Annotated in this window: 20 protein-coding genes and 1 pseudogene; 5 read left to right on the top strand and 16 right to left on the bottom strand. The window is 62.5% G+C overall.

Translation table 11 applies throughout. The annotated features are described in order from the left end of the window. Positions 1-321, bottom strand: a pseudogene (locus JaAD80_RS17180) (hypothetical protein); the annotation flags it as partial. Positions 322-529: 208 nt separating this feature from the next. Between JaAD80_RS17180 and JaAD80_RS17175 the strand changes: the two are divergent. From JaAD80_RS17175 to JaAD80_RS17155, 5 genes are all read left to right on the top strand, one after another. Further along, positions 530-1,546 (top strand): M14 family zinc carboxypeptidase, encoded by a 1,017-nt coding sequence (locus tag JaAD80_RS17175; protein WP_102295766.1) that lies wholly within the window; start codon positions 530-532, stop codon positions 1,544-1,546. Beyond that, positions 1,543-2,370: an alpha/beta fold hydrolase gene (locus JaAD80_RS17170; RefSeq protein WP_102295764.1), complete on the top strand. Its 828-nt coding sequence runs from the start codon at positions 1,543-1,545 to the stop codon at positions 2,368-2,370. Before JaAD80_RS17175 ends, JaAD80_RS17170 begins: the two co-directional genes overlap by 4 nt. Before the next feature lie 14 nt (positions 2,371-2,384). Then, the gene (locus JaAD80_RS17165; RefSeq protein ID WP_219726840.1) at positions 2,385-3,419 is read left to right on the top strand and encodes a serine hydrolase; all 1,035 of its coding nucleotides are present in this window, start codon (positions 2,385-2,387) and stop codon (positions 3,417-3,419) included. A gap of 195 nt (positions 3,420-3,614) precedes the next feature. Continuing rightward, complete coding sequence (locus JaAD80_RS17160) at positions 3,615-4,538, top strand: EAL domain-containing protein (RefSeq protein ID WP_102295760.1); 924 nt, start codon at positions 3,615-3,617, stop codon at positions 4,536-4,538. A 1-nt stretch (position 4,539) separates the two neighbouring features. Further along, positions 4,540-4,839, top strand: coding sequence for a transcriptional regulator (locus JaAD80_RS17155; protein ID WP_258003044.1), 300 nt, complete (start codon positions 4,540-4,542; stop codon positions 4,837-4,839). 748 nt (positions 4,840-5,587) lie between these two features. On the opposite strand, the gene JaAD80_RS17150 is transcribed toward JaAD80_RS17155, so the two are convergent. The 15 genes from JaAD80_RS17150 to JaAD80_RS17080 all read right to left on the bottom strand — a co-directional run bounded on the left by JaAD80_RS17150 (position 5,588) and on the right by JaAD80_RS17080 (position 21,833). After that, positions 5,588-6,742, bottom strand: a complete 1,155-nt coding sequence (locus tag JaAD80_RS17150) for a fimbrial protein (RefSeq protein WP_102295758.1) — start codon at positions 6,740-6,742, stop codon at positions 5,588-5,590. Further along, positions 6,739-9,576 carry a fimbria/pilus outer membrane usher protein gene (locus tag JaAD80_RS17145; protein ID WP_180979454.1) on the bottom strand — a complete coding sequence of 946 codons (2,838 nt, stop codon included), beginning with the start codon at positions 9,574-9,576 and terminating at the stop codon, positions 6,739-6,741. Before JaAD80_RS17145 ends, JaAD80_RS17150 begins: the two co-directional genes overlap by 4 nt. Positions 9,577-9,700: 124 nt before the next feature. Further along, entirely contained in the window at positions 9,701-10,465 is a 765-nt protein-coding gene (locus tag JaAD80_RS17140) for a molecular chaperone (RefSeq protein ID WP_102295756.1), read from the bottom strand. A 73-nt stretch (positions 10,466-10,538) separates the two neighbouring features. Continuing rightward, entirely contained in the window at positions 10,539-11,087 is a 549-nt protein-coding gene (locus JaAD80_RS17135; RefSeq protein WP_102295754.1) for a fimbrial protein, read from the bottom strand. A 298-nt stretch (positions 11,088-11,385) separates the two neighbouring features. Continuing rightward, entirely contained in the window at positions 11,386-12,630 is a 1,245-nt protein-coding gene (locus JaAD80_RS17130) for an MFS transporter (protein WP_102295753.1), read from the bottom strand. Between the two features lie 20 nt (positions 12,631-12,650). After that, on the bottom strand, positions 12,651-15,029 hold the full coding sequence (locus JaAD80_RS17125; RefSeq protein ID WP_102295751.1) for an ATP-binding protein: 2,379 nt from the start codon (positions 15,027-15,029) through the stop codon (positions 12,651-12,653). Continuing rightward, positions 15,026-15,694, bottom strand: coding sequence for a response regulator transcription factor (locus tag JaAD80_RS17120; protein WP_102295750.1), 669 nt, complete (start codon positions 15,692-15,694; stop codon positions 15,026-15,028). The genes JaAD80_RS17125 and JaAD80_RS17120 overlap by 4 nt, the downstream gene beginning before the upstream one ends. Before the next feature lie 237 nt (positions 15,695-15,931). Continuing rightward, positions 15,932-17,233: an EAL domain-containing protein gene (locus JaAD80_RS17115; protein WP_180979453.1), complete on the bottom strand. Its 1,302-nt coding sequence runs from the start codon at positions 17,231-17,233 to the stop codon at positions 15,932-15,934. A 108-nt stretch (positions 17,234-17,341) separates the two neighbouring features. Continuing rightward, positions 17,342-17,668, bottom strand: coding sequence for a hypothetical protein (locus JaAD80_RS17110; RefSeq protein ID WP_258003043.1), 327 nt, complete (start codon positions 17,666-17,668; stop codon positions 17,342-17,344). 220 nt (positions 17,669-17,888) lie between these two features. Next, positions 17,889-18,581: a DUF2726 domain-containing protein gene (locus JaAD80_RS17105; protein WP_102295747.1), complete on the bottom strand. Its 693-nt coding sequence runs from the start codon at positions 18,579-18,581 to the stop codon at positions 17,889-17,891. 106 nt (positions 18,582-18,687) lie between these two features. Beyond that, positions 18,688-18,948 (bottom strand): hypothetical protein, encoded by a 261-nt coding sequence (locus JaAD80_RS17100; protein WP_102295745.1) that lies wholly within the window; start codon positions 18,946-18,948, stop codon positions 18,688-18,690. A gap of 39 nt (positions 18,949-18,987) precedes the next feature. Next, entirely contained in the window at positions 18,988-19,419 is a 432-nt protein-coding gene (locus tag JaAD80_RS17095) for a hypothetical protein (RefSeq protein ID WP_102295743.1), read from the bottom strand. A 3-nt stretch (positions 19,420-19,422) separates the two neighbouring features. Beyond that, the gene (locus JaAD80_RS17090) at positions 19,423-19,665 is read right to left on the bottom strand and encodes a hypothetical protein (RefSeq protein WP_102295741.1); all 243 of its coding nucleotides are present in this window, start codon (positions 19,663-19,665) and stop codon (positions 19,423-19,425) included. 54 nt (positions 19,666-19,719) lie between these two features. Beyond that, on the bottom strand, positions 19,720-20,556 hold the full coding sequence (locus JaAD80_RS17085; protein WP_102295739.1) for a hypothetical protein: 837 nt from the start codon (positions 20,554-20,556) through the stop codon (positions 19,720-19,722). Between the two features lie 134 nt (positions 20,557-20,690). Next, positions 20,691-21,833: a fimbrial protein gene (locus tag JaAD80_RS17080; RefSeq protein WP_102295737.1), complete on the bottom strand. Its 1,143-nt coding sequence runs from the start codon at positions 21,831-21,833 to the stop codon at positions 20,691-20,693. Between the last annotated feature and the right edge of the window lie 114 nt (positions 21,834-21,947).

The following is a 21,947-nucleotide window of genomic DNA, read 5'->3' as shown; positions in this document are numbered from 1 at the left end:
GATGACGGCTTGCGCATCGGACTGGCGCGATTGCAGGCCCGTGCCCGCCAGCAAGGCGTGCAAGGCCGCGCCTGCCGCATGCGGGCCGCGCACGGCGGCGGACTGGCGCTGCGCGTAGCGCTGGTCCATCAGCACGGCGATGCCCGTGCGGCGGCTGTACTGGTCAAGCGCGTCGCCGAGGTTTTGCGCGGGAATATCGAATTGCCAGACGACGGCGTCAAGCGGCTGCGCCCGCACCGGCCCCGCCGCGGCCAGTAAGCCCAGCAGAACCAGGCATCCGGCCAGCGCAAGCACATGGACGGATGCCGGGCTGCCTGTCATATCGCTCTCTTGTCGCTATCGTGTGAGGAGTAAAGCGCGCGCAAGATCCTGTTTCAAAAAAATAATGCTTGCGTCAACTGCAACAGGCTACACACTAAACATGACGGCTTCGTGACATGCCGGCACCGCGTAAATTTCGTCATGCGGGACGCCGGGAATGGGCGGGATTTCGGCTACACTGGCTGTCACTCTCTCTTTCAGACGCCTGATGATCGAAAAGAATCTGCCCGAACTGGTCATGCTCAAGCGCCTCATTGACGAGGGCGGCAATCACCTGGAAGTGGCCACGCCCTGCAGCATCGCCATGGATGGACGCCAGTTTCCCGTGTACACCATTGCGCTGGGCAACCCCAGCCCCGACGTGCCCGCGCTGGGCTTTTTTGGCGGCATCCACGGCCTCGAACGCATCGGCACGCAAGTGCTGCTCTCTTTTCTGGAAAGCCTGATCGCCCGCCTGCGCTGGGACGCCACCCTGCACCAGCAGCTGGAAAGCATGCGCCTGGTCTTCATGCCGCTGGCCAATCCGGGCGGCATGTGGCAAGCCACGCGCAGCAATCCACGCGGCGTGGACCTGATGCGCAACGCGCCGCTGAGCGCCCGCGAGCGCGTGCCCTTCATGCTGGGCGGGCAACGCTACAGCCCGCGCCTGCCCTGGTACCGCGGTGCCTTTGACGCGCCGATGGAGGCGGAAAGCCAGGCCGTGTGCGACCTCGTCGAGCGCGAACTGCTGTCGCGCCAGTTCAGCATGGCCCTCGATTGCCATTCCGGCTTCGGCTTGCGCGACCGCATCTGGTTTCCCCACGCGCATACCAAGGTGCCGATCGAACACCTGGCCGAGATCGGCGCGCTGGAGGAACTGTTCAGCCAGAGCTACCCGAACCACAATTATGTGTTCGAGCCGCAAAGCCGGCAATACCGCACGCATGGCGACCTGTGGGACTATCTGTATTTGAACGGCACCGGCTACAGCGAACGCGTGTTCCTGCCGCTGACCCTGGAAATGGGCTCGTGGCGCTGGGTCAAGAAAAACCCGCGCCAGCTGTTCAACCGTGTCAGCATCTTCAATCCCACGGCCGCGCACCGCCTGCAGCGCGTGCTGCGCCGCCACCTGGTGTGGTTCGACTTCCTCATGCGCGCCGCCAGCAGCCATGGCCGCTGGCTGCCGGACGGCCTGGCCCGCAAAGCCCAGCGCCGGCGCGCGCTGGTGCAGTGGTACGAATCATGAAGCCGCCGGCCTCGCCAAGCTCGGTCTCGCCAAGCTGGGTCCTGCTACGTGGCCTGATGCGCGAACAGCGCCACTGGGGCACCTTTCCCGCCACCCTGGCCGGCGCCCTGCCCGGCGCCCGCATCATCACGCCCGACCTACCCGGCAATGGCACGCGCCACCAGCAGGACAGCGCCACGCGCGTGGCCGACATGGTGGAATGCTGCCGCCAGGAGCTGCTGGCGCGCGGCATCCCGGCGCCCTACCACTTGCTGGCCCTGTCGCTGGGCGGCATGGTGGCCGTGGAATGGGCGCACCGTTACCCGCGGGAAGTGGCCCGCTGCGTGCTGCTCAACACCAGCATGCGGCCGTTCAATCCGTTTTACCAGCGCCTGCGCTGGCAGAACTACCCGGCGCTGCTGCGCCAGTTGTGCTTCGGCGACGCGCGCAGCCAGGAAGCGCTGATCCTGCGCCTGACCAGCCGCCGGCATGCGGCGGGCAATCCTGCGTTGCTGGACAATTGGCTGGCATTCCAGCAGGAATTCCCGGTCAGCCGCCGCAACGCGCTGCGCCAGCTGCTGTCGGCCGCCCGCTACCGCGCGCCGGCCAGCCGTCCGGCCATGCCCGTGCTGGTGATGGCCGGCGCGCAGGACCGTCTCGTCGACCACCGCTGCTCGCAGCACCTGGCGCGCGCCTGGCAGGCCGATTGCCTGATCCACGGCGAGGCCGGCCACGACCTGCCGCTCGACGAGGGCGCCTGGGTGGCGCAGTCGGTGGCGCGCTGGCTGGGGGTGGCAGCGGCAGAGCAACACCCAACAAACACCGTACCTTCATCATGCCAATAACACACCTCACAGATTTGACGGACCAATTAACGACACTGCTTGACGCCGGCGTGGAGCAACAGATTTTTCCAGGCGCGGCCTGGACCGTGGGCAGCCTGGAGCACAGTGCGATGGGCGCGGCCGGGCGCCTCACGCCCGCCCCCGCCAGCACCGCCATGCGGACCGATACCCTGTTCGACATCGCCTCGCTGACCAAGATCGTCAGCGTCTGGTCGCTGGCCGGCTGGCTCATGCGCCGCCAGCGCCTGCACCTGGACGACCGCCTGGCAGACCTGCTGCCCGGCACGGCAGGCTATGCCCTGGGGCCCATCACGATTTTCCAGCTGCTGACCCACACGGCCGGCTTACCGTTGCGCGCCCGCCTGCGCGCCAGCTATGGCGAGGTGTACGACGATATCGTGCGCGGCGTGCTGCGCGAACCGCTGGAAGGCGTGCCGGGCCAGGCCGTGACCTACACGGACCGCGCCGCTCTGATCCTCGGCTGGGTCATCGAACGCCTGCTGGGCATGCCCCTGGACCAGGCGCTAGACGAGTACATTGTGCGCCCGCTGGGCATGGCCGCCACGCGCTTCGGCCCCTTGCCGCCACCGCTCGCCCACCTGGCCGCGCCCACCGAATACTGCGATGCTGCGGGCGCGCACCTGTGCGGCACGGTGCATGATTTTTCAACCCGGCTGCTGGGCGGCGTATGCGGCATTTCCGGCCTGTTCTCCAATGTGCCCGACCTGCAGCGCTTCCTGCGGGCCATGCTGGCGGCCGCAAGCGGCCAACAGGGCGGCGTGTTTGACGCCGGCTGGGTGCGCGATTCGCTGAGGGTACAGACGGGTACCTTGAGCCCGTCGCGCGGCCTGTTCTGGCACCCGGCGGCCGGCACCGCGCCGCAGGACGACATCTGGTGCCACCTGGGCTTCACCGGCACTGCCATGTGGCTCAGCCCCCGGCGCGGCCGCTACGCGGTGCTGCTGACGAACAAGCTGTATTACACGCGCGAGTTCGACAGGATCAACGATATCCGGCGCGACTTCATGCGCTGCGCGTTCGGCGTTTAAGCGGCGGCCTGCATGCGCCGGCGCTGAAGCGGCGCCACCCGCCACGCCGGCATCCTCGCCGTCTTGCCGCCTCGGCGAGCGCCGCCCCTGCGCGGCTGCGAGCCATCCGCGCCGCCGCTTTTCAGAACATTCCGATTTCTTGCAATAAACGCCCTGCCTATACTTCCTGCATCTCCAACCCTTCGGGACAACGCCATGAGCGCCTCCGTGTATGCCAATCCTTCCATCACGGTGCGCCAGCGCCTGCCCTTGCCCTATCTTTCCGTGCCGGGCGACGCGGCGCATGACTGCAAGCGGCCCGTGTACGCGCCCGGCCATCGCCCGTTGGCATTGCCTTCTGAAGCAGACATCATCCATGCCATCCATACGGGTGAAGGACTGCGCATCGTCTACCAGCCCCAGTACGACCTGCACAGCCGGCGCATCGTCAGCGCCGAGGCGCTGCTGCGCTGGCACCACCCCCGCTACGGCGAGGTGGCGCCAGCCGTGCTGATTCCCATGGTCAACCGGCTGGGCCTGCATTTGCCGCTGTTCGACCTGGTCGTCAGGGAAGTCATCGATGTGCTGCACTACCTGCGCCGCCATGGCGCGGAGGTGCCGCTGGCCGTCAACGCCTCGATCGATACCGTGTGCGAACCGGGCATGGCCGAGCAGCTGGCCACCAGAATGTGGGATGCCTGCCTGCCAACGCGCCTGCTGAAAGTCGAAGTTACCGAAGATTTGCCGGTTCTCGATGAACTGTGCCTGTCGGCATGCCTCAACACCCTGAAAGCCAAGGGCTTTACCCTGTCGCTCGACGATTTCGGCGCCGGCTCCGCCACCTTCAACGTCCTGTCCAAGATGCCTTTCGATGAAGTCAAGATCGATGGCGCCTACGTCCGCGATATGGAAAACAATACCCAGTCGCACGCCATCATCGCCACCCTGATTGCCCTCGCACAAAGGCTGAACCTCAAGCTGGTGGCCGAAGGCATCGAGAATGAAATGCAGTTGGCAGCCTTGCTGGGCATCGGCTGCCGCGTCGGCCAGGGCTATGCGCTGGCAAGGCCGTTGGAACGCGCGGACTTCATCCAGCGTCAACTGGCCAAGCCAGTGGCAATGACAGTGAAGGCGATATGACATGACCGATATGAAGCAATTACCACTGATCTTGAGCACCGATGCAACGGGTACCGGAACAGCCGTTCACACGCATGATGCCGCGGCACTGGTCGAACGCCTGCTCGCCTACATGGGATTGCACAATGATGCCTGCCTGGCACGCGAGCTAGGCGTGCCGCCCTTTGCGATCAGCAAGCTGAGAAGAGGAAGCACCGCGCTTGATACGGACATGCTGATACGCATGCACGAAGCATCGGGTCTGTCCATCGGCGAACTGCGGGCACTGTTGTCCCCCTGCCGGCATCGCTTGCCGTCCTGAAGCTCTGGAGGCCGCATGGTCATACACGACAACGCGCTCTCACCGGCGTATTGACGTTCAGTCAAGGTCTCGTTGCAAGAGCCGGACGGTGTAACGCCGAGGCACGGCTTTGACGGCCCGGTCGAATTGGCGATCGGGCCGTTCTTCATTCAGCGACCTGGTTAGCCGCTGACGCAGGCATTGCATCAAGGCTGGCAACTTGTCCTGGGAACGCACGATGGCGACCAGGGCAGCTCATATTGGATGACGTGGATCGCCAGTACAACGCTGATTTCAGTGGGATCGCATTTCACCGCCAATGCCGCTTTCGCCATTGGCCATCGACCACGGCAATGGTGCGTGCCCGCCAAGATGGTGGCAGATCCGGCCATTTTTTGCGAACCTGCTGTGCCAGCTTCATCTCGATCAGCACATCCCCCCTGCCAACGCCAGCGGTCTCCGCGTCGTATTCGATTTGGCGGGAATGATGAAGTGTCGATTATTTCCTGATCGCCCCACTCGAGCGACAAATGTTACCCCAGACGCCCTCAATCTGGCGCCGTTTGGGTCTCCGTCAAAAAATGAATCGTGTCCTCAAGCATGTCCCAGCATGTCCCGCGCGTTAGCAGCCTCTTCTGACGGTTACAACCCGGAAAATAAAAATGCCGTTCAGTCTTAACTGAACGGCATTACGCTTGCGAGTCGTTTTTTTCGTCTGGCCACCAGCCTGCGTACACGCAATTGGCGACCTTTCAACCCAGCAAGAAAGCTACTGATAATTCAGCGTGTACGTCGCCACGGCATTGGCCAAGCCGGGCGTTACCTTGGCTGCCGTTTGCAGATAGCGCGCGCTCAGCTTGATGGTCAACGAAACGGTATTGGCCTCGAGATTCGGCACGCCGACTTCCTTCGACAATATCCAGGGTTGACCTGACTCGTCTAACAGTTGTACTCCCACGCCAGTGGCAGCCCGTTTCTCCGCCGTCAGACTCAGCACGCCTTTGCTGGCATCGATCGCCGCTGCCATCGGGTCTATACGTATCTTGAGGGTATTCGGCGATCTGCTGGGGCCAATGACGCCACCATTTTGCGAAGAAAGTGCGCCACCGCCCCCGCTCGAAATACTACCAGGAAACCCTGGGCAATTGGTCAAGCGGATTTCGAAGTTGACCGCCGGCAGGGACATGCCTGCCCCTTTCAGGGGCATTATCTTGCTACGGTCAAGTGGTACGCTGACATCAGACGTCGTGCAGGTTTTACTGACAACGCGTATGCTGCCTGTCAATCCCAGTGTCACGACGTCAACTTCGTTGCTACTCGTGCTACCGGATAAATATGAAAATCGTATACGGAGAATCGCCCGGCCCAAAGCGCTTGCCTGTATAAGGCCTATGCCCACCGGTCCAGTCTTTACGAGCGCGACCCTGAAAGTAGTTGGTACTCTCACCGACCCGGACCTGCCTGTATAGCATTCAGCCCGTAAGTTGTTAGAAGGCAGGCACTTAATGGGCAAGTAAAAGTACGTACCTTTGCCGACATTCAGCGAGGTATCCGAGGTGACCTGCCACACCACACCGATGCCGGGCACCCCGGTTTCATAAATTTTCCCGGCCATTGCTGGGACAGCGCTGGAGCTGACACTGCCAAGTACGCCTGCAACATACCCGTATCCCTCGCCTTCTGACTCGATCGCATCGGTGCAGCCAATCCGTTGGATACCAGCATCGGCATTCTGAAAAGCCTGGGTGTAGAGATAAGTGCCGTTGGGTGCATCACGCGGCACGGTAAGGCTGCTGATCTGGAGGGCCATCGTTGCAGTGGTAGCAGCGCCATCGGTGATGCGGCATTCGAACGCCTGAGCCAGCTGCGGCGCACCACAAACGAGCAATACGGCCAGCAGAGACAGCACTTTACGAACGTTCATGGTTTTCTTTTTTGGTTGATTTTAAGCGCGGTTTCTTCATATTTTCTGGCTGCGGCGACCTGCAAATCCTGGCGTGGTACCAGCGCGGCCAGAAATGCAGGCGGCACCTGCAGATCGAGACGCTGCACGGCTGCCTCATGACTCCAGCTGGCGCCGGGAATCGACTGCAGCACCAGCTGGCATGGCTGCAGCAACTGCTCTTTGGAAAGCTGCACTCCATACGCCTGCAAATCAACCGTACTCATGCAAGGAGACGCATCTTGTCCCCCGGGCATAGGAAGGAACGCCACGTCGCGTCGCTCCATGCGCTGGCCATTCACGAAAATATCGACTGAATACGTGCCGCCCAGCAAGTCAGCGCTGCGTTCTTCGGCGGGCGCCGCCTTGGCATTGATCAGTTCCGGCACGCACACGGCATCGGCTTGCTGCAGCTGTCCGCCTTCGCCCTGCAACAACGACGCTGGCACCGGCAGCGAGCAGCGCTCATGCGCCCTGCTGCCCCACGAAATCGACAGTTGCCGGCTGTTTTCCTGCAGGCGCGCATACAACTGGCCATCCTGGCCCACCATGCCCACGGACTGCCCTTGCTCGTCCTTGACCGTGGCGCCAAACGGCAGCACGTCGCCGCCCGCCAGGCGCACATGGAACAAAATTGCGCGGCCCGTGCTGGTGCTGTATTTGAGGAAGACGACGGCGCCGTCGCGCGGCGCCACCTGCTGGCTCGTTTCGCGCATTTCCACGTCCATCGACGAGCCCACAGGATCGATCGCCACATCGTTCAGTTCATACGGACGCAGATACGGCACCACCGCATTGCCGCTGGCGTCCAGCCTGAGACCAGGATAGCCGGCCACCCTGGCACCGGCGGCGCCAGGCGCATGCACCACGGCCATGGTGTCGCCACGGTGCGGCGACAACGTCACGCCGCCAGGATGGGCCACCACGCTGCCGCTCATGTTGAACGAGGCGCTCGTATAGTCTTGCCCGCGCCCGATCGAGGCACCAATAAATGTCCGCGCTCCCGTGTACTGGCCACTCAGGGTGCCGCTGCTGCTGCCGCTGCTGCCATCGCGGCTGACTGACGCGCCATAGCCGAACTGGCGTTCTTCACCGGCCGTGCCGCTGACGGTGGCCAGCTGGCTGTAGCGGCCATCGGCGTTGCGCTCCAGCTGGGCCGACACGTGCGGCATGTCGACGCTGGCGCTACTGCCCAGCGGCAGGTTGACGGAAAGCAGCAAGCGGTTTTCCATGACGCCTGACGACGTCTTGCCGCGGTTGGCACTGATGCCATAGCTGATGCGCCCGACCCGCTTGTTATAGCTGAGCTGGTATTGCAAGTCCTGCCCTTCCCGGTTCCAGTAATTTTGCGTATAGCCGCTGACGCTGAGGTTGCCCCACTCGCCCAGGCTCTGGTCGGCCGTCAGCGACAGCCGGTTGCGGGGCCGGTCCAGCATGGTCGTGGCATAGCCCTGCCGCTCGGCGTCAAGCGCCTGCATGGCGTTGGCGAAATCCAGGTAGCCGCTGGTGGAAAAGCGGTAGGCCGCCATCGAAAAATTGCTGCCGGTGCTCAGAATATTCTTGCTGTACGACACGCGCATACTCTGGCCCTTGGCCTTCTCGGCGTCCAGGGCAGTCTGCGCATGGCTCAGATCGACGGACATGGCGCCGATCGGCGTGGCAAACGCCATGCCGCCCAGCAGCGAAAAATAATCGGCGCTGGCTTGCACGCCGCCGTAGCCCGTCAGGCTGTTATTCAAGCCATATTGCACGGTACCTTGCATGAAACCTGCCTGCTGGCTCAGGTAATTATTGCGCGTCACGCCGGCCGTGGCGCCGAAACGCAGCGTCCCCGGGCGCAGCAGCTGCGTCACGGCGGCATACGGCACCACGAAGCGCTGTTCGCTGCCGTCCGCTTCGGACACGGTCACGTTCAGGTCGCCGCCATAGCCGGTGGCGTACAGGTCGTCGATGACGAAGGCGCCTGGCGCCACCGTCGTTTCCAGCAAGATATTGCCCGCCTGGCGTATCGTCACACGGGCGCTGGTGCGGGCGATGCCGCGTACCACCGGCGCATAGCCGCGCAGCGAGTTCGGCAGCATGCGGTCATCGCTGGCCAGTTGCACGCCGCGGAAGGATTGGGTGTCGAAAATCTCGCCACTGGTATTTGCGTCGCCCAGGGTCAGCTGGCTTTTCAGCGAGGTGATGTCGCGCCGGAGATAGGTGTCGAGCACCTGATAGTGGCTGCCGCCCGCTTGCTGCCAGCTCAGCGCACTCTTGTGGCGCAGACGCCAGGCGCCGAGATTGAAGCCGCCGTCGAGGCCCAGGTAGGCTGAGTTGAAGGCGCTGTCGCCACTTTTATTGTGATTGCTGTTGAAACTGTAACCGAGCATGCCGGACGTCACGCCGCTATCCCACAGTTCCGGGCTGACATAACCGCGCGCATCGCGCCGCAGCGCAATCTGCGGAATGCTGATGTCGACTTGCTGGCTCTCCGGCACGAACTTGGCCGTCGCATTCTCGATCAGCTTGCCCAGTTCGGCGCAGTTGTCCGCTTCCAGCAAGGCCGTCGCTTGCGGCGACAGACGCGTCATGTCGACGCCAAGCAATTCAAGCAGCTTGCGCGATACGCACACTACCGGATGGCTGCCGTCGTCATTCGCGTGAATCCTGATATCCTGGCGGTTTTTCAGCTGGCCGTTGAGGGCGATATCGGCACGGTAAGTGCCTGGCAAGACGGGATTGCCATTCTGATACGCGGCCAGATCCAGGCTGCGCGAGCCTGCAGGCAAAAACGCGCCATTGAATTCGACCTGATCGGCATGCGCCGCCGGCATGACCAACGCACATGAACTGAACGCCACCGCCTTGACCACGCTGCCAACGAGCGCATTGACGCCCGGACCAGGCATTACTTGAGGAAAATAGCGAATATGGCGATGAGTATGCATGATTCAGACCTTAAGGAGCGGGCCGGCCGGCGGGCGCAGAAAGGGTGCGCCGCACCGGCATCGGGACACCATAATCGTTGATGGCGCTAAACTCCACCTGTGCACCGGCGCCAGGCAAGGCTTTCACGGTGGGCAGCGCAAATTGTTTGGTCTCGCCTGGCGCCACCATGCCGCCATCACTCTCGCTGCGCACGGCGCCGACCATCAGCGACAGCGACGCCAGCGACACGTGAAAGGCGGACGGGTTATATGCTTCCAGGGCAAAGCCCTTGCCATTGCTGGCGGGCACGGCACGCCATTGCAGTTGTTCCATCGCATCGACCGGATTGCCAGCCAGCCCCTCGGGGCGATAAAAAATCTTGACGCGTGAGCGGAACGCCATCTGCAGCGAATTCACATCGGCCTCTTGCGACTTGGGCGGAATCTCCAGCACATTCAGCCAGAACACCGATTCCTTCGCAGCCGGCAAAGCCGGACCGACAAACATCAGGCGCAGGCTCTGCCCCTTGCCGGGATCGATGCGGGCCAGCGGTGGCGTGAGCACAAAAGGAACTTTGGCCGCAGCCGGCGTCGATGCGACATCGCCGGCATCGACCCACGCCTGCACCAGCGCCGGCATTGCGCCATCGTTATTGAGCTTGACCGTGATTTCTTTTTGCTTTGCCGGATAAATCTGCCGCGTTCCCGTGATCACCACGCTGGCCATGGAGGAAGAGCAAAACAGCAAGGCCAGGCTGAGCAACAACGAACTGCGCAATGAATGATAAGGGGACATGGAAGACCTCAGAATGTAGACGGGAAGCGCGTCCCAGCCTGGGCGGCGAGGACGTGCTTCCCTGGCGAGTGGATTACTCGTAAGTGATGGAATAGGTAACGGTGCTATCGACCTTGCCGGCGGTGGCAAGGCCGGTGGAAATGTATTGCACTGCATATGGCAGAACCGTCTCGCCAGTCGTATTCTTCGTGACCTTGCTGGTATCGGTGACTTGCGCGAAATCACCGGCCTTGATCGCCGCGCCGTTGGTACCATCGAGCAGTTGCAGCTGAACAAACTTGGCGCCGGCGGCGTCGTTATTTTTCAGGTTATGGGTCACCGGATCAACACCGGCGCCCGGTTCGAAAAATGCGGCAGCCTTGGTGGTGGTACCGGTACAAGCACTGAGCGTAATGTTAAAACCTGTCTTACCTGCAACTTCTGAAGCAGTTTTCAGCTGGGCAGCCGAGATTTTTGGCAATTGCACGGTCGCAGGCGCAGGGCCGGCAGCGCCGTTGACAGCAACGATGCAAGTCGAATCGGACAGTTCACCTTTGAAATTGATCGTGCCATCGGCGGCGAAAGCGGATTGGGTTGCAGCGGCGACCAGCAGAACGGCGAGGATACGGACTTGGGATTTCATTGAGACTACTCCTGAAAGATAAAGGTAAATGCGCACCAGTTAATGTAGGAACGCGGCTGTTGTTGCAGATTCGTACTTTACAGAGACGCGACACTTGTCGATATGAGAATGGTCTTAAAAATCCGCGCGAGCGGATAAGATGCGCTTTTTAGGCGGCAACCGCGGACGCAAGACGCCAGCGCACTGGCAATCTGGCGCTGCGGCGTGACTGGACAGGATGGGGAGATGACGTGAAATGTAGCTGCGGGGAAAACCTGCAAGGCGGCGCTTGCAGGCAAGATGAAAGGCTGCCGGCTGATCAGTCTGGCAGCACCGCCTGATCGTCAGGCGTCATGATGCGCTGCGCCAGCCAGACCAGAACGGTCGCCAGCACGAGGGGCAAGACCAGCTGCAATAACACCAGCGTTGTCCAGCCGACCATCTCCTTCAGATGGGTGAAAAGCACATCCGCGGCAAGAATGCCAAGGTTGAAGGCGACATAAAACAAGCCCACTGCCCGCATGTTCTGCATGGGCGGCACCGATTGGATCAGGGCCGCCAGAATATTGATATAGAACACGGCGGTCAGAGCAAAGCCAATCAGGAACACCAGCAGCACGAGCACCTCCACTGGCAGCTGCCATCCCAGGGAGATCAGGCCGCCGATAGCGGCCGTGATGGGCAGCGTGATCAGCAGCATTTTCACGGCGCCGTGGCGGTCCCCCAGCCAGCCAGCCAGCGGCGACAGCAAGGTGGCACTCATGGCAATGCCTATCACCACCCCTACCGTCTTGATGGGAAATCCCAGTATCTCGCGCATGTACAAGCTATACAGATAGTCAAAGTTACCCGCGCTCAATGGCAGGCATATGGCGGCCAGAAACAGCAGCAAGGGGCCGCGGGACCAGACCGAACCGACCGGGTTCCTGGCTTCAGGACGGATGAAGCGCGGCTCGCCGCTGGCGCTGATCTGCTGAAAAAAATGCCAGATCAGGAGATACAGCAGGATCAGGATGAGCATGCCCGCCAGCGCAGGTAACACAGGTAGTTCCCCCTGTTCATTGATGGCGTGCTGAATGGCGCTGAGTTTGTTCGCAAAAATGTTGCTGACTGCGGTAAAGCAGATCATGAGTCCCACCACCAGGGCGCAATGGCGGGGGAAATACGTGACCCCGATACTGACCCAGGCACAGATATTCATCGTGCATCCGATACCTCCCAGCAAACTCCAGCAGCACAGTTCAAATAGCGTACGGGAATACAGGCCCATTAACGCAGCCACGGCCAGCAGCAGGAAGCCGGCCAGCAAGGCTTTCCTGCGCGACAGGGTTTCCGGCAGGAGTGCCAGCACCAGCCCCGTCAACCCCATGCTGACGTAAAAGATCGCCGAGGCTATCGGGATATTGCCTAGCGAAGCAGGCACGCCGAAAGGCAGGGCTTCGAAAGCCAACGGCAACTTCGTCGGATCCATGCCGGACAATACGAGAAACAGCAAGGTGGTTGGCAACATCAACGCCAGCATCCCCATCGCTTGTTTTTTATTCTTGTGCATGCTACTTGACATGTTGCTCCCTTAAGTTGAAATCAATGCTGGCCGCTGTTGCGCCAGGCGGCCACGACATGCTGCAGCAGCCCGCCGCAGCGCGCATCGGCGAGCGCTGCGTCGCTGCGCAGCAGGCTTTCCAGCTGCCCTGCCGGCTGCGCCATCTGCGTCCATTGCATGGACAGGGCTGCGCCATGCAGGCGATGCGCGGCGCGCAAGGCGGCATCGCGTTCGTGCATGGCCATGGCCTGCAGCAGCTCGCCCATGTCGCTGGCGAACGCGGCGCGCACCTGCGGCATGTCAAATACGCCGGTCGTCGCCATCGGCGGTGCCTGCAGCGCCAGGCTCACGTCGCACCAGAGTTCGACGATATCCTGCAGTTTGGCCAGGCGGATCGGCTTGCTCAAGATGCCATCCATGCCTGCTTCAAAGCAGCGTTCGGCATGATCCGCCCCTGTGGAGGCGGAAATGGCGATGACCGGGCAGCGCGCCTGTTCAAGGTCCGCTTCGCGCCTGCGCCATTCGGCCGTCAGGCTGTAGCCGTCGATGTCGGGCAAATCGCAATCCATCAGCACAAGGTCATATTCGCGCAGGCTGAAGCAGGCCAGTGCCCTGGCGCCATTCTCGGCGATGTCCGCATCGCAGCCCAGGCTGGCAAGCTGGGCCCGCAGCACGGCCTGGTTGGCCGGCACATCTTCAACCACCAGTATCGACAGGCGCTGCGCCGCCGTGCCGCCCACCGGGATCGGACGGGCCGGCGCCACTGCGGCCGCCAGGGCGGCAGCGGGCGCCGCGTCCGCAGGCAGGGAAATCACCATGCGCGTCCCCTTGCCCACTTCGCTATCGATAGTGATCGTACCCTGCATCAGATTGACCAGTTCACGGCAAATGACCAGTCCCAGTCCCGTGCCGCCCGAGCGCTTGTAGGTGCCCTCCACCTGCACGTAGGGCCGGAACAGGGTGGCCTGCACGGCGCTGGCGATGCCGATGCCGGTATCGGCAACGGTCATTTCCAACCGCGCCTGGCCCTGCCCGTCTTCCAGCATGGCAATCTGAATCTCGACCCCGCCTGTTGCCGTAAATTTGATGGCGTTTGAAACAAGGTTATGTAGCACCTGCAGCAGCCTGGCCTCGTCCAGCATCAACGGCGGCAGGGCCTGGCGCACTGCCACATCGAGCGTGATGCCCTTCTCGCGCGCCCGCAGCTGCTGCAAGGCAACCACATCGTTGGCCAGGGCCACGACATCGACCGCATCGAGGCTCAGCGTCAGTTGACCCGCCTCCAGCTTGGAGACGTCGAGCACGTCGTCAAGCAAACGCAGCAGGATATTCCCGCCATTGCTGGCCAGGTCGACAAAGTGACGCTGCTCGGTATTGATGGGCGTGGCGCGCAGCAATTCCACGGCGGCCAGCACGGCATTCATGGGCGAACGGATTTCATGGCTCATCACGGCCAGGAACATGGCCGCCCTGCGTTCATTGCGCAAGGCGCGCCGGTGCGCGCTGAAGGCCTGGTATGCCAGGCCCGCGAGGATCAGCAGCAAGGCGGCGGCAAGGCCCACGTGCTCGCCAAAGTGATCGGCCGAAAACAGCATGCCTGCGTGCTCATCGCCCTCGGCCTCCAGCCAATCCTGGCGCACCAGGCGGATCTGGGCCGGGGTCATCGCGGCCAGCGATTTATTCACGATCGATACCAGCAAGGGGTCGCTGTCGCGCAGCGCCATGCGCACGTCGGACGTCATCGCCAAGGGAAGCTCGGTAAAATGCAGGTTCTCCCCCGCTTCGCGCATCAACCCCGGCATCAGCTGCGCCCGGGTGCCGATGGCAACGTCGGCGCCGCCCTTCGACAGCAGTGCCAGCGCCTGGCGCATGCTGGGACGGACGACGATGCGCATGCCGTCGTGGCGTTCGCGCAGGAAAACGCCGAGCAAGTCCGCTTCCGCCGCCGGCAGCGCCACGGTCTTGCCATCGAAGGCGATGCCATCGGCACCGGGTTCAAGCTGTTCTCGTGTGGCGGCGATGGCCGTGGTCGAGAGGTAAGGCAGGCTGTAGTCGATACCAGGCACCTGCGGCGGCGTGCCGATGCTGCGGACCGCAGGAAGACAGTCGATGCGCCGTTCGCGCAGCGCGGCCAGGCCGTTGTCCGTGTCGGCCAGGGTCACGATGTCAAACACCAGGCCACTATGCCGTTCAATGATGTTGATGTAATCCGTGCCGATGCCCCTGCGTACCGCGCCGCGCTGGACGATTTCAAACGGTGGCCGGTTCTGCCGCAGGCCCAGCTTCAGCACCGGATGCGCGCGCACCCAGGCCTGCTCAGCGCCGCTGAGCGCAAACGCCTTTTCCTGCCCCTGCCCCTGCGCCGCGATGCAGCAGACGGCCAGCAGCAACGCGGCGATACCGGCACGCCAACGCCTCATGCTTCTCCTATGGTATGGCGGATCTTGAACAGTTCGTTGTTCGACGTAACGCCCAGCTTGCGGAAGGCGGTGGCCTTTTGCGAGCTGATGGTCTTGATGCTGCGCTTGAATTTTTCCGCGATTTCCGTCACCGTCATGCCCGCCAGGTAGCAGCGGATCACCTCGCGCTCGCGCGCCGACAGTGCCGCTCCCAGCAGCAATGCATCGGCGCCGTCATCGCCGCCGCGCGCATCGAAGGCGGTGGTGGCCTCGGCCACCCGGTACGACATCTCGGCGCTCAGGTACACGGCGCCCGACTCCACCTTGCGCAAGGCCTTGACCAGCTCCGCCATTTCCTCGCCCTTGCCGACGAAACCGCGGGCACCGACGCGCAGGGCCAGCGCCACCGTGGCCGGTTCATGATGCGTGGACAGCACGAGGATGGGGCAATCGGGAAACTTGGCGCGCAGCGCGCGGATCAGCGACACGCCGTCGAGCTCGTCCGGCCCCAGCGCATAGTCGAGCAACAGCACGTCGGCAGGTTCCAGCAGCAGGCCCGCCATCAGCTCGCGGCTGGTGCTGTAGGCGCCGACGACGGCGATATCGGCTTCGGCCGTGAGGCGGGCCACCAGGCCATGCCGCACCACCGCGTGATCGTCGAGCAAGGCAATACGTAAGCGTTTCATCGGCAAGGGCGAAGACCAGGCGCTACACGAAAAAAGGTACTTTTGATGAGGTTACTCCTATTTTTGCCATTCACATCATCAGTGATGTAATTTATCAACATTGTTGTTCCTGTGCAATAACATGGTTCCGGTGCAAGATGCACTTGGCATACGTCCCGCCGATGCTGTTTTTCATGCAGCGAGCATCGCGTTCCTCCTCACTCCAACCGCCGCCCTGCTGGGCGAAGGCGCCTTTCCTCACTTGCTGCACACGCTGTCAAAAAAGTCGCGCAGCTCCATGGGACGCGCCAGCGCATAGCCCTGGCCCGCCGGACAGCCCAGCTTGACCAGTGCCTCGATGCATGCGGCATCCTCGATGCCTTCGGCCACCACTTTCAGGTTCATCAAACGCGCGAGATGGACTGTCGCACCGATCACGGCCCGCGCCGAGGCGCTCGTTTGCATGTCGCGCACGAATGCACCGTCGATCTTGACTTCGTCGAACGACATCCTGGCCAGAAGATTCAAGGTCGCCGAACCTTGTCCAAAGTCATCGAGCGACACGGGAAAACCCTTGGTGCGCAGCGTATTGAGCGCGGCGGACAGTAACAGCTCGTCGGGGATCTGCAAATCTCCCGTCAATTCAATTTTCAGCCGTTCCGGCGGCAGGCCGGCCCGCTGCATCTTCTCGGCCAGCCGCTGCGCCAGTCCCGGCGTGCACACGGTTTCAGCCGAGGCATTCAGGGCGATGGGCAGCGCCACCTGGCGGCTCTTGAGCACCAGCAGCACGTCGATCACCCGCGTTTCGATAAAGCTGAACAGCAGCAGATGCAGGCCGAGGCGGTTGACCATCGGAATCAGCACCGATGGCGGCACCTCGCCCACGTCATGGTGATGCCAGCGCAGCAGCGCCTCGGCGCCGATGATGCGCCGCGTGCGCAAGTCGTACTGCGGCTGCAGCATCACGCGCAGGTTCTTGCCGGTGGTTAGCGCCTCGATCACATCGGCCTCCGTCGGACCTGCGGCTGGCGCGGCGCCCGATGCCTGCCGCCTGACGGGCGCGACCTGCAGCAAGGCGCGCAAGGCCTCGGTAAAGGCCGCCTTGCCGCCACCGTGAACCATGCCGACATGGATGCCGGCGCGCCGCGCCAGACGGGCATGCGCCAGCAAGGCCGTCACCGACAGGCCGCCGATGCGCGACAGCGCCGGCGTCTCCTGCGTCGCCGCCACTGGCCCATGCAGCAGGTTGAGCAGCGTTGGCTGGCCGACCCACAGCACATGCGGAAAGCGCACCAGCGGGCTGGCCGCGTCCAGCGTCTTGAGCAGGGTCGGCACCATCAGGCCACCGTGTTCGACATCGGCCACGATCACGTCGACCTCCCCTGACTGCAAGAGCGCCGGCAGCATGCTCAAGGTACGGACTTTGCTTACATTGACAATTTCCATGGCGCTCAGCATCGTGTCCAGCCAGCGCGCGCCATCTTTGCCCGCATCAGGCGTCAAGGTCGTCACGCGCAAGGTGTTAAATTCGCTGCGCACAGGGGGTCGGAGGGTTTTCACGGCATTTTTCCTAGGGTTGAAGCGTAGGGAAGGACCAGGCAGGCAAGTGCCGCCGAACGGCATGGCGCACGCGAACGCTGCGCCAGTCCTGTGGCGGCAGGCACACCGTCAGTCGCTTTCCTGCGCATCGAGCATGCCGAAACGATTGCGGTGATCGCCCATGCATGCACGCAATTCGTAAATGCTCAAACCGCTCACCTCGTGCATGCGGATGAGGATGGCGGCACTGACGGGCAATGCGCCATGCCGGATCTTCGACAGGATGGGCGGCGACACCTGCAGTTCGCGCCCCAGGGCCGCATCGTTCTTCAAGCCGAGGAAATCGATCAGCGCGTCGAGCAGGTCGGCGCTGCGAAAGCGATTGGACTCGAGCACCGGTGGGTGGTTGCGCAATCCGGTCACGCGGGGTGGATGCTGCTGTACTTGCTTTGTCATTGCCGTTACTTTCAAATAAGGGGGTACCAGGGACGGCGCCCACCCTCCATGCCGGACGGTGAGCACTGCTGCCTTATTGAAGTGTAGCCACGGCGTTTCTTGACTGAAATCAGAACAGTCCTAAAAATGCCGATAAGAATTGAATACATGCATGCCGCGAGCGCGCATCGCGCAACATCGCGTGCGTGTCATTGCCGCCTGCCGGCCGCGTGCCTGTGCATCACTCGGTGGCGGCCCACCAGTGCGGGAAGTACAGTGACGGGGGCATGTGCGCCTGCATGGTGGCGCACGTCGGATGCCGGACGTACGCCTGCCACTGCTGTCGCGCCCGTTCCAGCAACAGAGAAAATGCGGACCAGTCGTGGGCCCGGTACACCTGCTGGCTGTACAGGCGCAGCAAGGGGATGCCATGCAGGCGGAAAAACGCGCTTTTCATGAGGTCGTGCGTGATTTGATCGTCCTGCGCATGGTACTCGCTGTCGACTTCCAGGCCGAAGAGGATGTCCTGGCTGAGCTTGTCGATCACCAGCAGGTCCACGCTCTTCTGGCCAATTTGTCCTTCGACCTTCAGGTGGGCAAAGGCGCGCTGCGACGGCGAAAAGCCCGCCGTATCGAAGAAATGGTCGAGCGCCTTGCCGTCGATGGCAAAGATCGACGACAGCGGCACGTTGGACAGCACTTCCTGCGAAGGGGATTGCGGCATCTGCAGCAGCCGCTGGTAGGCCTGCAGTTCCACCTGGGAACAAAAACCTCCCGGCGCCGGCTCGCTGGACACCGACGGCCATGTGGCCGGCCTGGGCACCTGCCGCGCCAGCCGGGCATTCCACGCGAGCTGGCTCAGGCCAAACTGCAGGATCAGCGGTGCCGAAAAGACGGTGGAGATGGGAAACTTCAGAAAATCCTGTGGTGTCATCGTGTCAGTTTTCCATGCCTTGGGTGGTCAGTTACTGATCGTTCACGCAGCCAGTGGCAATCCGCATCGGGGCTGTGGCATGGTCGCATGACCAGGCCAGAACTGACTATGCCTGTATCGCCAGATATTCATGCGCCACCGCGAAGGCCAGCAGCATGTCCACGCCTTCCTGGTCGTCGCAGTCCAGCAGCAGCTCGCCTGCATCGAGCACTGCGGAGATCGGGAAGGTCACGTCGACCTGATCGCCCAAGCCCATGCACAGCGTCATTCCCGGGAAAACCGCGCCCGCGGACACGGCGCCGCGCACGATGGCCAGGCGCTGATTGCCATAATCCTGAATCGACGTGCAATAAAATTGTGACTGCATATACCCTCTTGCGTTAAAAGACCGGACCTTGCAGGCTTGCTATGCGGGCCTGCAGGCATGCGCCCGCAGCGTGCCTCCCAGCCTGGCGCTGCAGAAAACCAGCGCCGCATAAGCCACCAGGAGCGGCAGCGCCAGCAGAGCAAAGCCATAGGTCGCCACCACCACTGGCAGCCACAAGATCAGCATGCCGATCAAGGTAGCGATGGCGATGGACCTGTGCCGTGCGCGATGGATAAAACATCCCTGCACTATCCCGATGAGCAATCCGCACAAAACAATGGCGCAGAGATTCACCGTGCCGGAGAAATGCTCCAGGCCGATATAGACCAGCCATACCGCAAGCATGCTGGCAAGCGCACTGCAAGCCCCGATGAGTCCGCTCCTGGCCGTGCTCATGTACATTTCCCCAACAAAAAATCCCGCGTCTATACCCAGCACCGCCCCCCCCTGGACGACGGCTGGCGTGGCCATGGACTACCTGGTGAACAGGTGCACGGCCAGGTAGGCTAGCGTGGCCACCACGAGGCCGATCCCGCAGTACGTCGACCACACCATGAACTTGCCTTCTGCATTCCCCTCCTTGCTGAGCCTGGAATAATATGCCCAGGCATCGCCAGGTTCATAGGACTTGTTCTTGCGGTGCTTGTAATCGATGATCTGGTTGGGTATGCCAAAGACGATGGCAAAGACCAGTACCAGAAATTTTATCAACAGCATATCCTGATTCCTCGGTAAGGCTGATCGATGGGGACTCGGGCCGGCCAGCCTTCTTTACGGCAGCCGGTGCCGGAAGGTCGGTTCGATATGCCGCGCATGCAGCCAGCGCACGATGTCTTCCAGGGTGGCGTCCTGCAGCAGCAAGCCTGGCTGAGCGCTGGCGGCGGGAACGGGCGCAGGTACCAAAGGGGCCACGGCTGCTGGCATGTACGTTGGCACCGCAGCTGGCACGGCAGTTTGCACGGCAACATCCAGCCCCGCATGTCCCTGCAGCTTGGCCAGCGCCTGCGCGAACTGGGCCGGGTTGATGCTGCGCAGACTTTCCAGAAAGCCCAGCTGCGCGGCCGGTGGCGGCGGCATGTCCAGGCCCGGTTCGTCGACAAAGGCGGCGCCCATGCTGGGATGGATGAAGGCGGCCCACTTGCCCGCTGCCTGCAGGCACGGCGGCAGCGCCGCCTGCTCCACGTAGGCGGGCGGCGCGACGGCGAGGATGTCGGTCGATGCGGGTAAAAAGGTCGAGCGCAGCAGTTGCACGAACTGCTGCGCCTGGGCCAGGGGCACGGGCGTGGCCAGGGACAGCCACAGCTGGAACGCCGTGCCCGAGATGCTGACGGCGGGCGCCGGCAAATCCAGTTCGTGCTGCACGGCATTGGCGATGGTGCACAGCGCGCTCCAGTGCGCCTCGCCGCCGCCCTTGCCGCCAAACTCCAGCACCAGCGTGCGCGCCAGGCCCTGCTCGCTGACCAGCCGCACCGCCACCGTCTGCTCGCCCGCCAGATGACGGGCCAGCACGGCTGGCGTCAGCGGCAGCGCGCCGCCTTCCGCATCCATGTATTGCTGTTGCTCGTCGAACAGATACAGGCGGGTGAGTTCGGAAATCAGTTTATGCATGTCGGCTCCGTGATGACGTTGCGCAACACTTGCCAACGTGCCCGGATTATAGCCGAGCACCAGCGTCCATTCCGCACGCCTTCGGGCGGCGAGCCTCGTCACGCCTTTTTGTTTGATCGACCTCCCGCAGCAGCCTAGTCATAACTGATCGTGAATGTCGCCGAGGCGTTTGCCGGTCCCGGCGTCACCCTGCTACCGGTCTGCAGGTAGCGGGCGCGCAGGGGGATGGAATAGCTGCGTTCGGAATCGCTCAAGGTCAGGTCGCTGCTCTGCAAGGTTGCCAGGAACAGCGTGCTAGTACCCTGGCTACCTATCTGCAGGGCAATACCGGCTGCGGAGGGAGGGCCGCCTGGGGCACCGCGATCGAGACCCAGTACGCCGTTGCCGAGGCTGGCGGCCGCGCGCACGGGGTCGATGCGGTAGCGCAGTCTGTTGATTTCACGCACTCCCTTCGTTCCCGTGCCGCCCGGAGAGTTGCCGCTGTCCGACAGCCAGCTTGCAGCGATCTTGGTAAGTGTTCCATGGAACCCCGGACAATCGTTCAAGCGTATGGCGAAATCCTTCCATCCGGTGGCGCTGTTGATCCCGGTAAAATCCTTGGATGTATACGTGCCCATGGGCACCGTGACATCCGGCGTACTGCAGGTCCGCGAGACTATCTGAAGGTTGCCGGAGATGCCCATCTGGAAGCCCAGCATTCTGGCATCGCCGAAATTGCCGAACAAACTGACGATCGGCAAGGAGCTGCCGCTCAGCACCCCGGGCGTGACCGCCCCAATCTTAATCAATATCAATTCAAAATTGGCCGGCCCGGTATTGGTGTTCGAATCGGCAAAAGGAATAATGCAGTGATTGCCCGACGTGCAAGTACTCGGCTGCGTAGAGGTCCGTCTGGGCAGCAGACCACCGGTACTATTGAAAACGGCACCCAGACCGTCAATGCTGGTTTTGTAGACCTTATTGGCATACTGCCCGGTGGACCATGCGGCCATACCCGAGCTCGCATCAACCGTCCACTCGGTAGACATCTGGAACGGCGCATACAGGCAGTCGAGTGTCACCGTCTGGCCGGACCGCGCCCTGTATGTCTGGCGATACACCTCCGTGCCCACCGGGACATCGCGTCCGACGCTGATCGCCGATGCCTGAAAAGGCATGGAGCCTTTGGCCGGCTGGATGCCGTACATATAGCTACAGCTGATGGCGAAAGCCGGATTGGCGACCGCCCACAGCAGCGCAATAGCTACCGCGGATTTGAGCAAAGAACCTATATGCATGACGCGACCTTATCTATGTTGATTGATGCAACTGGCGGACGATGGATGAAGTAATCATGGCGCTGACGACGGCACGCGAAGCTGTTGCGGCCAGGGCGAAACACTGAACGGCGC

The organism is Janthinobacterium sp. AD80 (genome assembly GCF_002878455.1).
GTDB lineage: Bacteria > Pseudomonadota > Gammaproteobacteria > Burkholderiales > Burkholderiaceae_D > Janthinobacterium.
This window is presented reverse-complemented; position numbering and strand designations above follow the sequence as displayed.

What these genes read in the sequence shown, in the direction of transcription:
- JaAD80_RS17155 (WP_258003044.1), top strand. Translation starts at nt 4,540, where the DNA reads ATGACCGATATGAAGCAATTACCACTGATCTTGAGCACCGATGCAACG.
- JaAD80_RS17080 (WP_102295737.1), bottom strand. Translation starts at nt 21,833, where the DNA reads ATGCATATAGGTTCTTTGCTCAAATCCGCGGTAGCTATTGCGCTGCTG.
- JaAD80_RS17105 (WP_102295747.1), bottom strand. Translation starts at nt 18,581, where the DNA reads ATGACACCACAGGATTTTCTGAAGTTTCCCATCTCCACCGTCTTTTCG.
- JaAD80_RS17170 (WP_102295764.1), top strand. Translation starts at nt 1,543, where the DNA reads ATGAAGCCGCCGGCCTCGCCAAGCTCGGTCTCGCCAAGCTGGGTCCTG.
- JaAD80_RS17150 (WP_102295758.1), bottom strand. Translation starts at nt 6,742, where the DNA reads ATGAACGTTCGTAAAGTGCTGTCTCTGCTGGCCGTATTGCTCGTTTGT.
- JaAD80_RS17100 (WP_102295745.1), bottom strand. Translation starts at nt 18,948, where the DNA reads ATGCAGTCACAATTTTATTGCACGTCGATTCAGGATTATGGCAATCAG.
- JaAD80_RS17130 (WP_102295753.1), bottom strand. Translation starts at nt 12,630, where the DNA reads ATGTCAAGTAGCATGCACAAGAATAAAAAACAAGCGATGGGGATGCTG.
- JaAD80_RS17090 (WP_102295741.1), bottom strand. Translation starts at nt 19,665, where the DNA reads ATGCTGTTGATAAAATTTCTGGTACTGGTCTTTGCCATCGTCTTTGGC.
- JaAD80_RS17120 (WP_102295750.1), bottom strand. Translation starts at nt 15,694, where the DNA reads ATGAAACGCTTACGTATTGCCTTGCTCGACGATCACGCGGTGGTGCGG.
- JaAD80_RS17145 (WP_180979454.1), bottom strand. Translation starts at nt 9,576, where the DNA reads ATGCCGGCGGCGCATGCCGATCAGGTCGAATTCAATGGCGCGTTTTTG.
- JaAD80_RS17140 (WP_102295756.1), bottom strand. Translation starts at nt 10,465, where the DNA reads ATGTCCCCTTATCATTCATTGCGCAGTTCGTTGTTGCTCAGCCTGGCC.
- JaAD80_RS17125 (WP_102295751.1), bottom strand. Translation starts at nt 15,029, where the DNA reads ATGAGGCGTTGGCGTGCCGGTATCGCCGCGTTGCTGCTGGCCGTCTGC.
- JaAD80_RS17175 (WP_102295766.1), top strand. Translation starts at nt 530, where the DNA reads ATGATCGAAAAGAATCTGCCCGAACTGGTCATGCTCAAGCGCCTCATT.
- JaAD80_RS17095 (WP_102295743.1), bottom strand. Translation starts at nt 19,419, where the DNA reads ATGGCCACGCCAGCCGTCGTCCAGGGGGGGGCGGTGCTGGGTATAGAC.
- JaAD80_RS17110 (WP_258003043.1), bottom strand. Translation starts at nt 17,668, where the DNA reads ATGACAAAGCAAGTACAGCAGCATCCACCCCGCGTGACCGGATTGCGC.
- JaAD80_RS17135 (WP_102295754.1), bottom strand. Translation starts at nt 11,087, where the DNA reads ATGAAATCCCAAGTCCGTATCCTCGCCGTTCTGCTGGTCGCCGCTGCA.
- JaAD80_RS17085 (WP_102295739.1), bottom strand. Translation starts at nt 20,556, where the DNA reads ATGCATAAACTGATTTCCGAACTCACCCGCCTGTATCTGTTCGACGAG.
- JaAD80_RS17160 (WP_102295760.1), top strand. Translation starts at nt 3,615, where the DNA reads ATGAGCGCCTCCGTGTATGCCAATCCTTCCATCACGGTGCGCCAGCGC.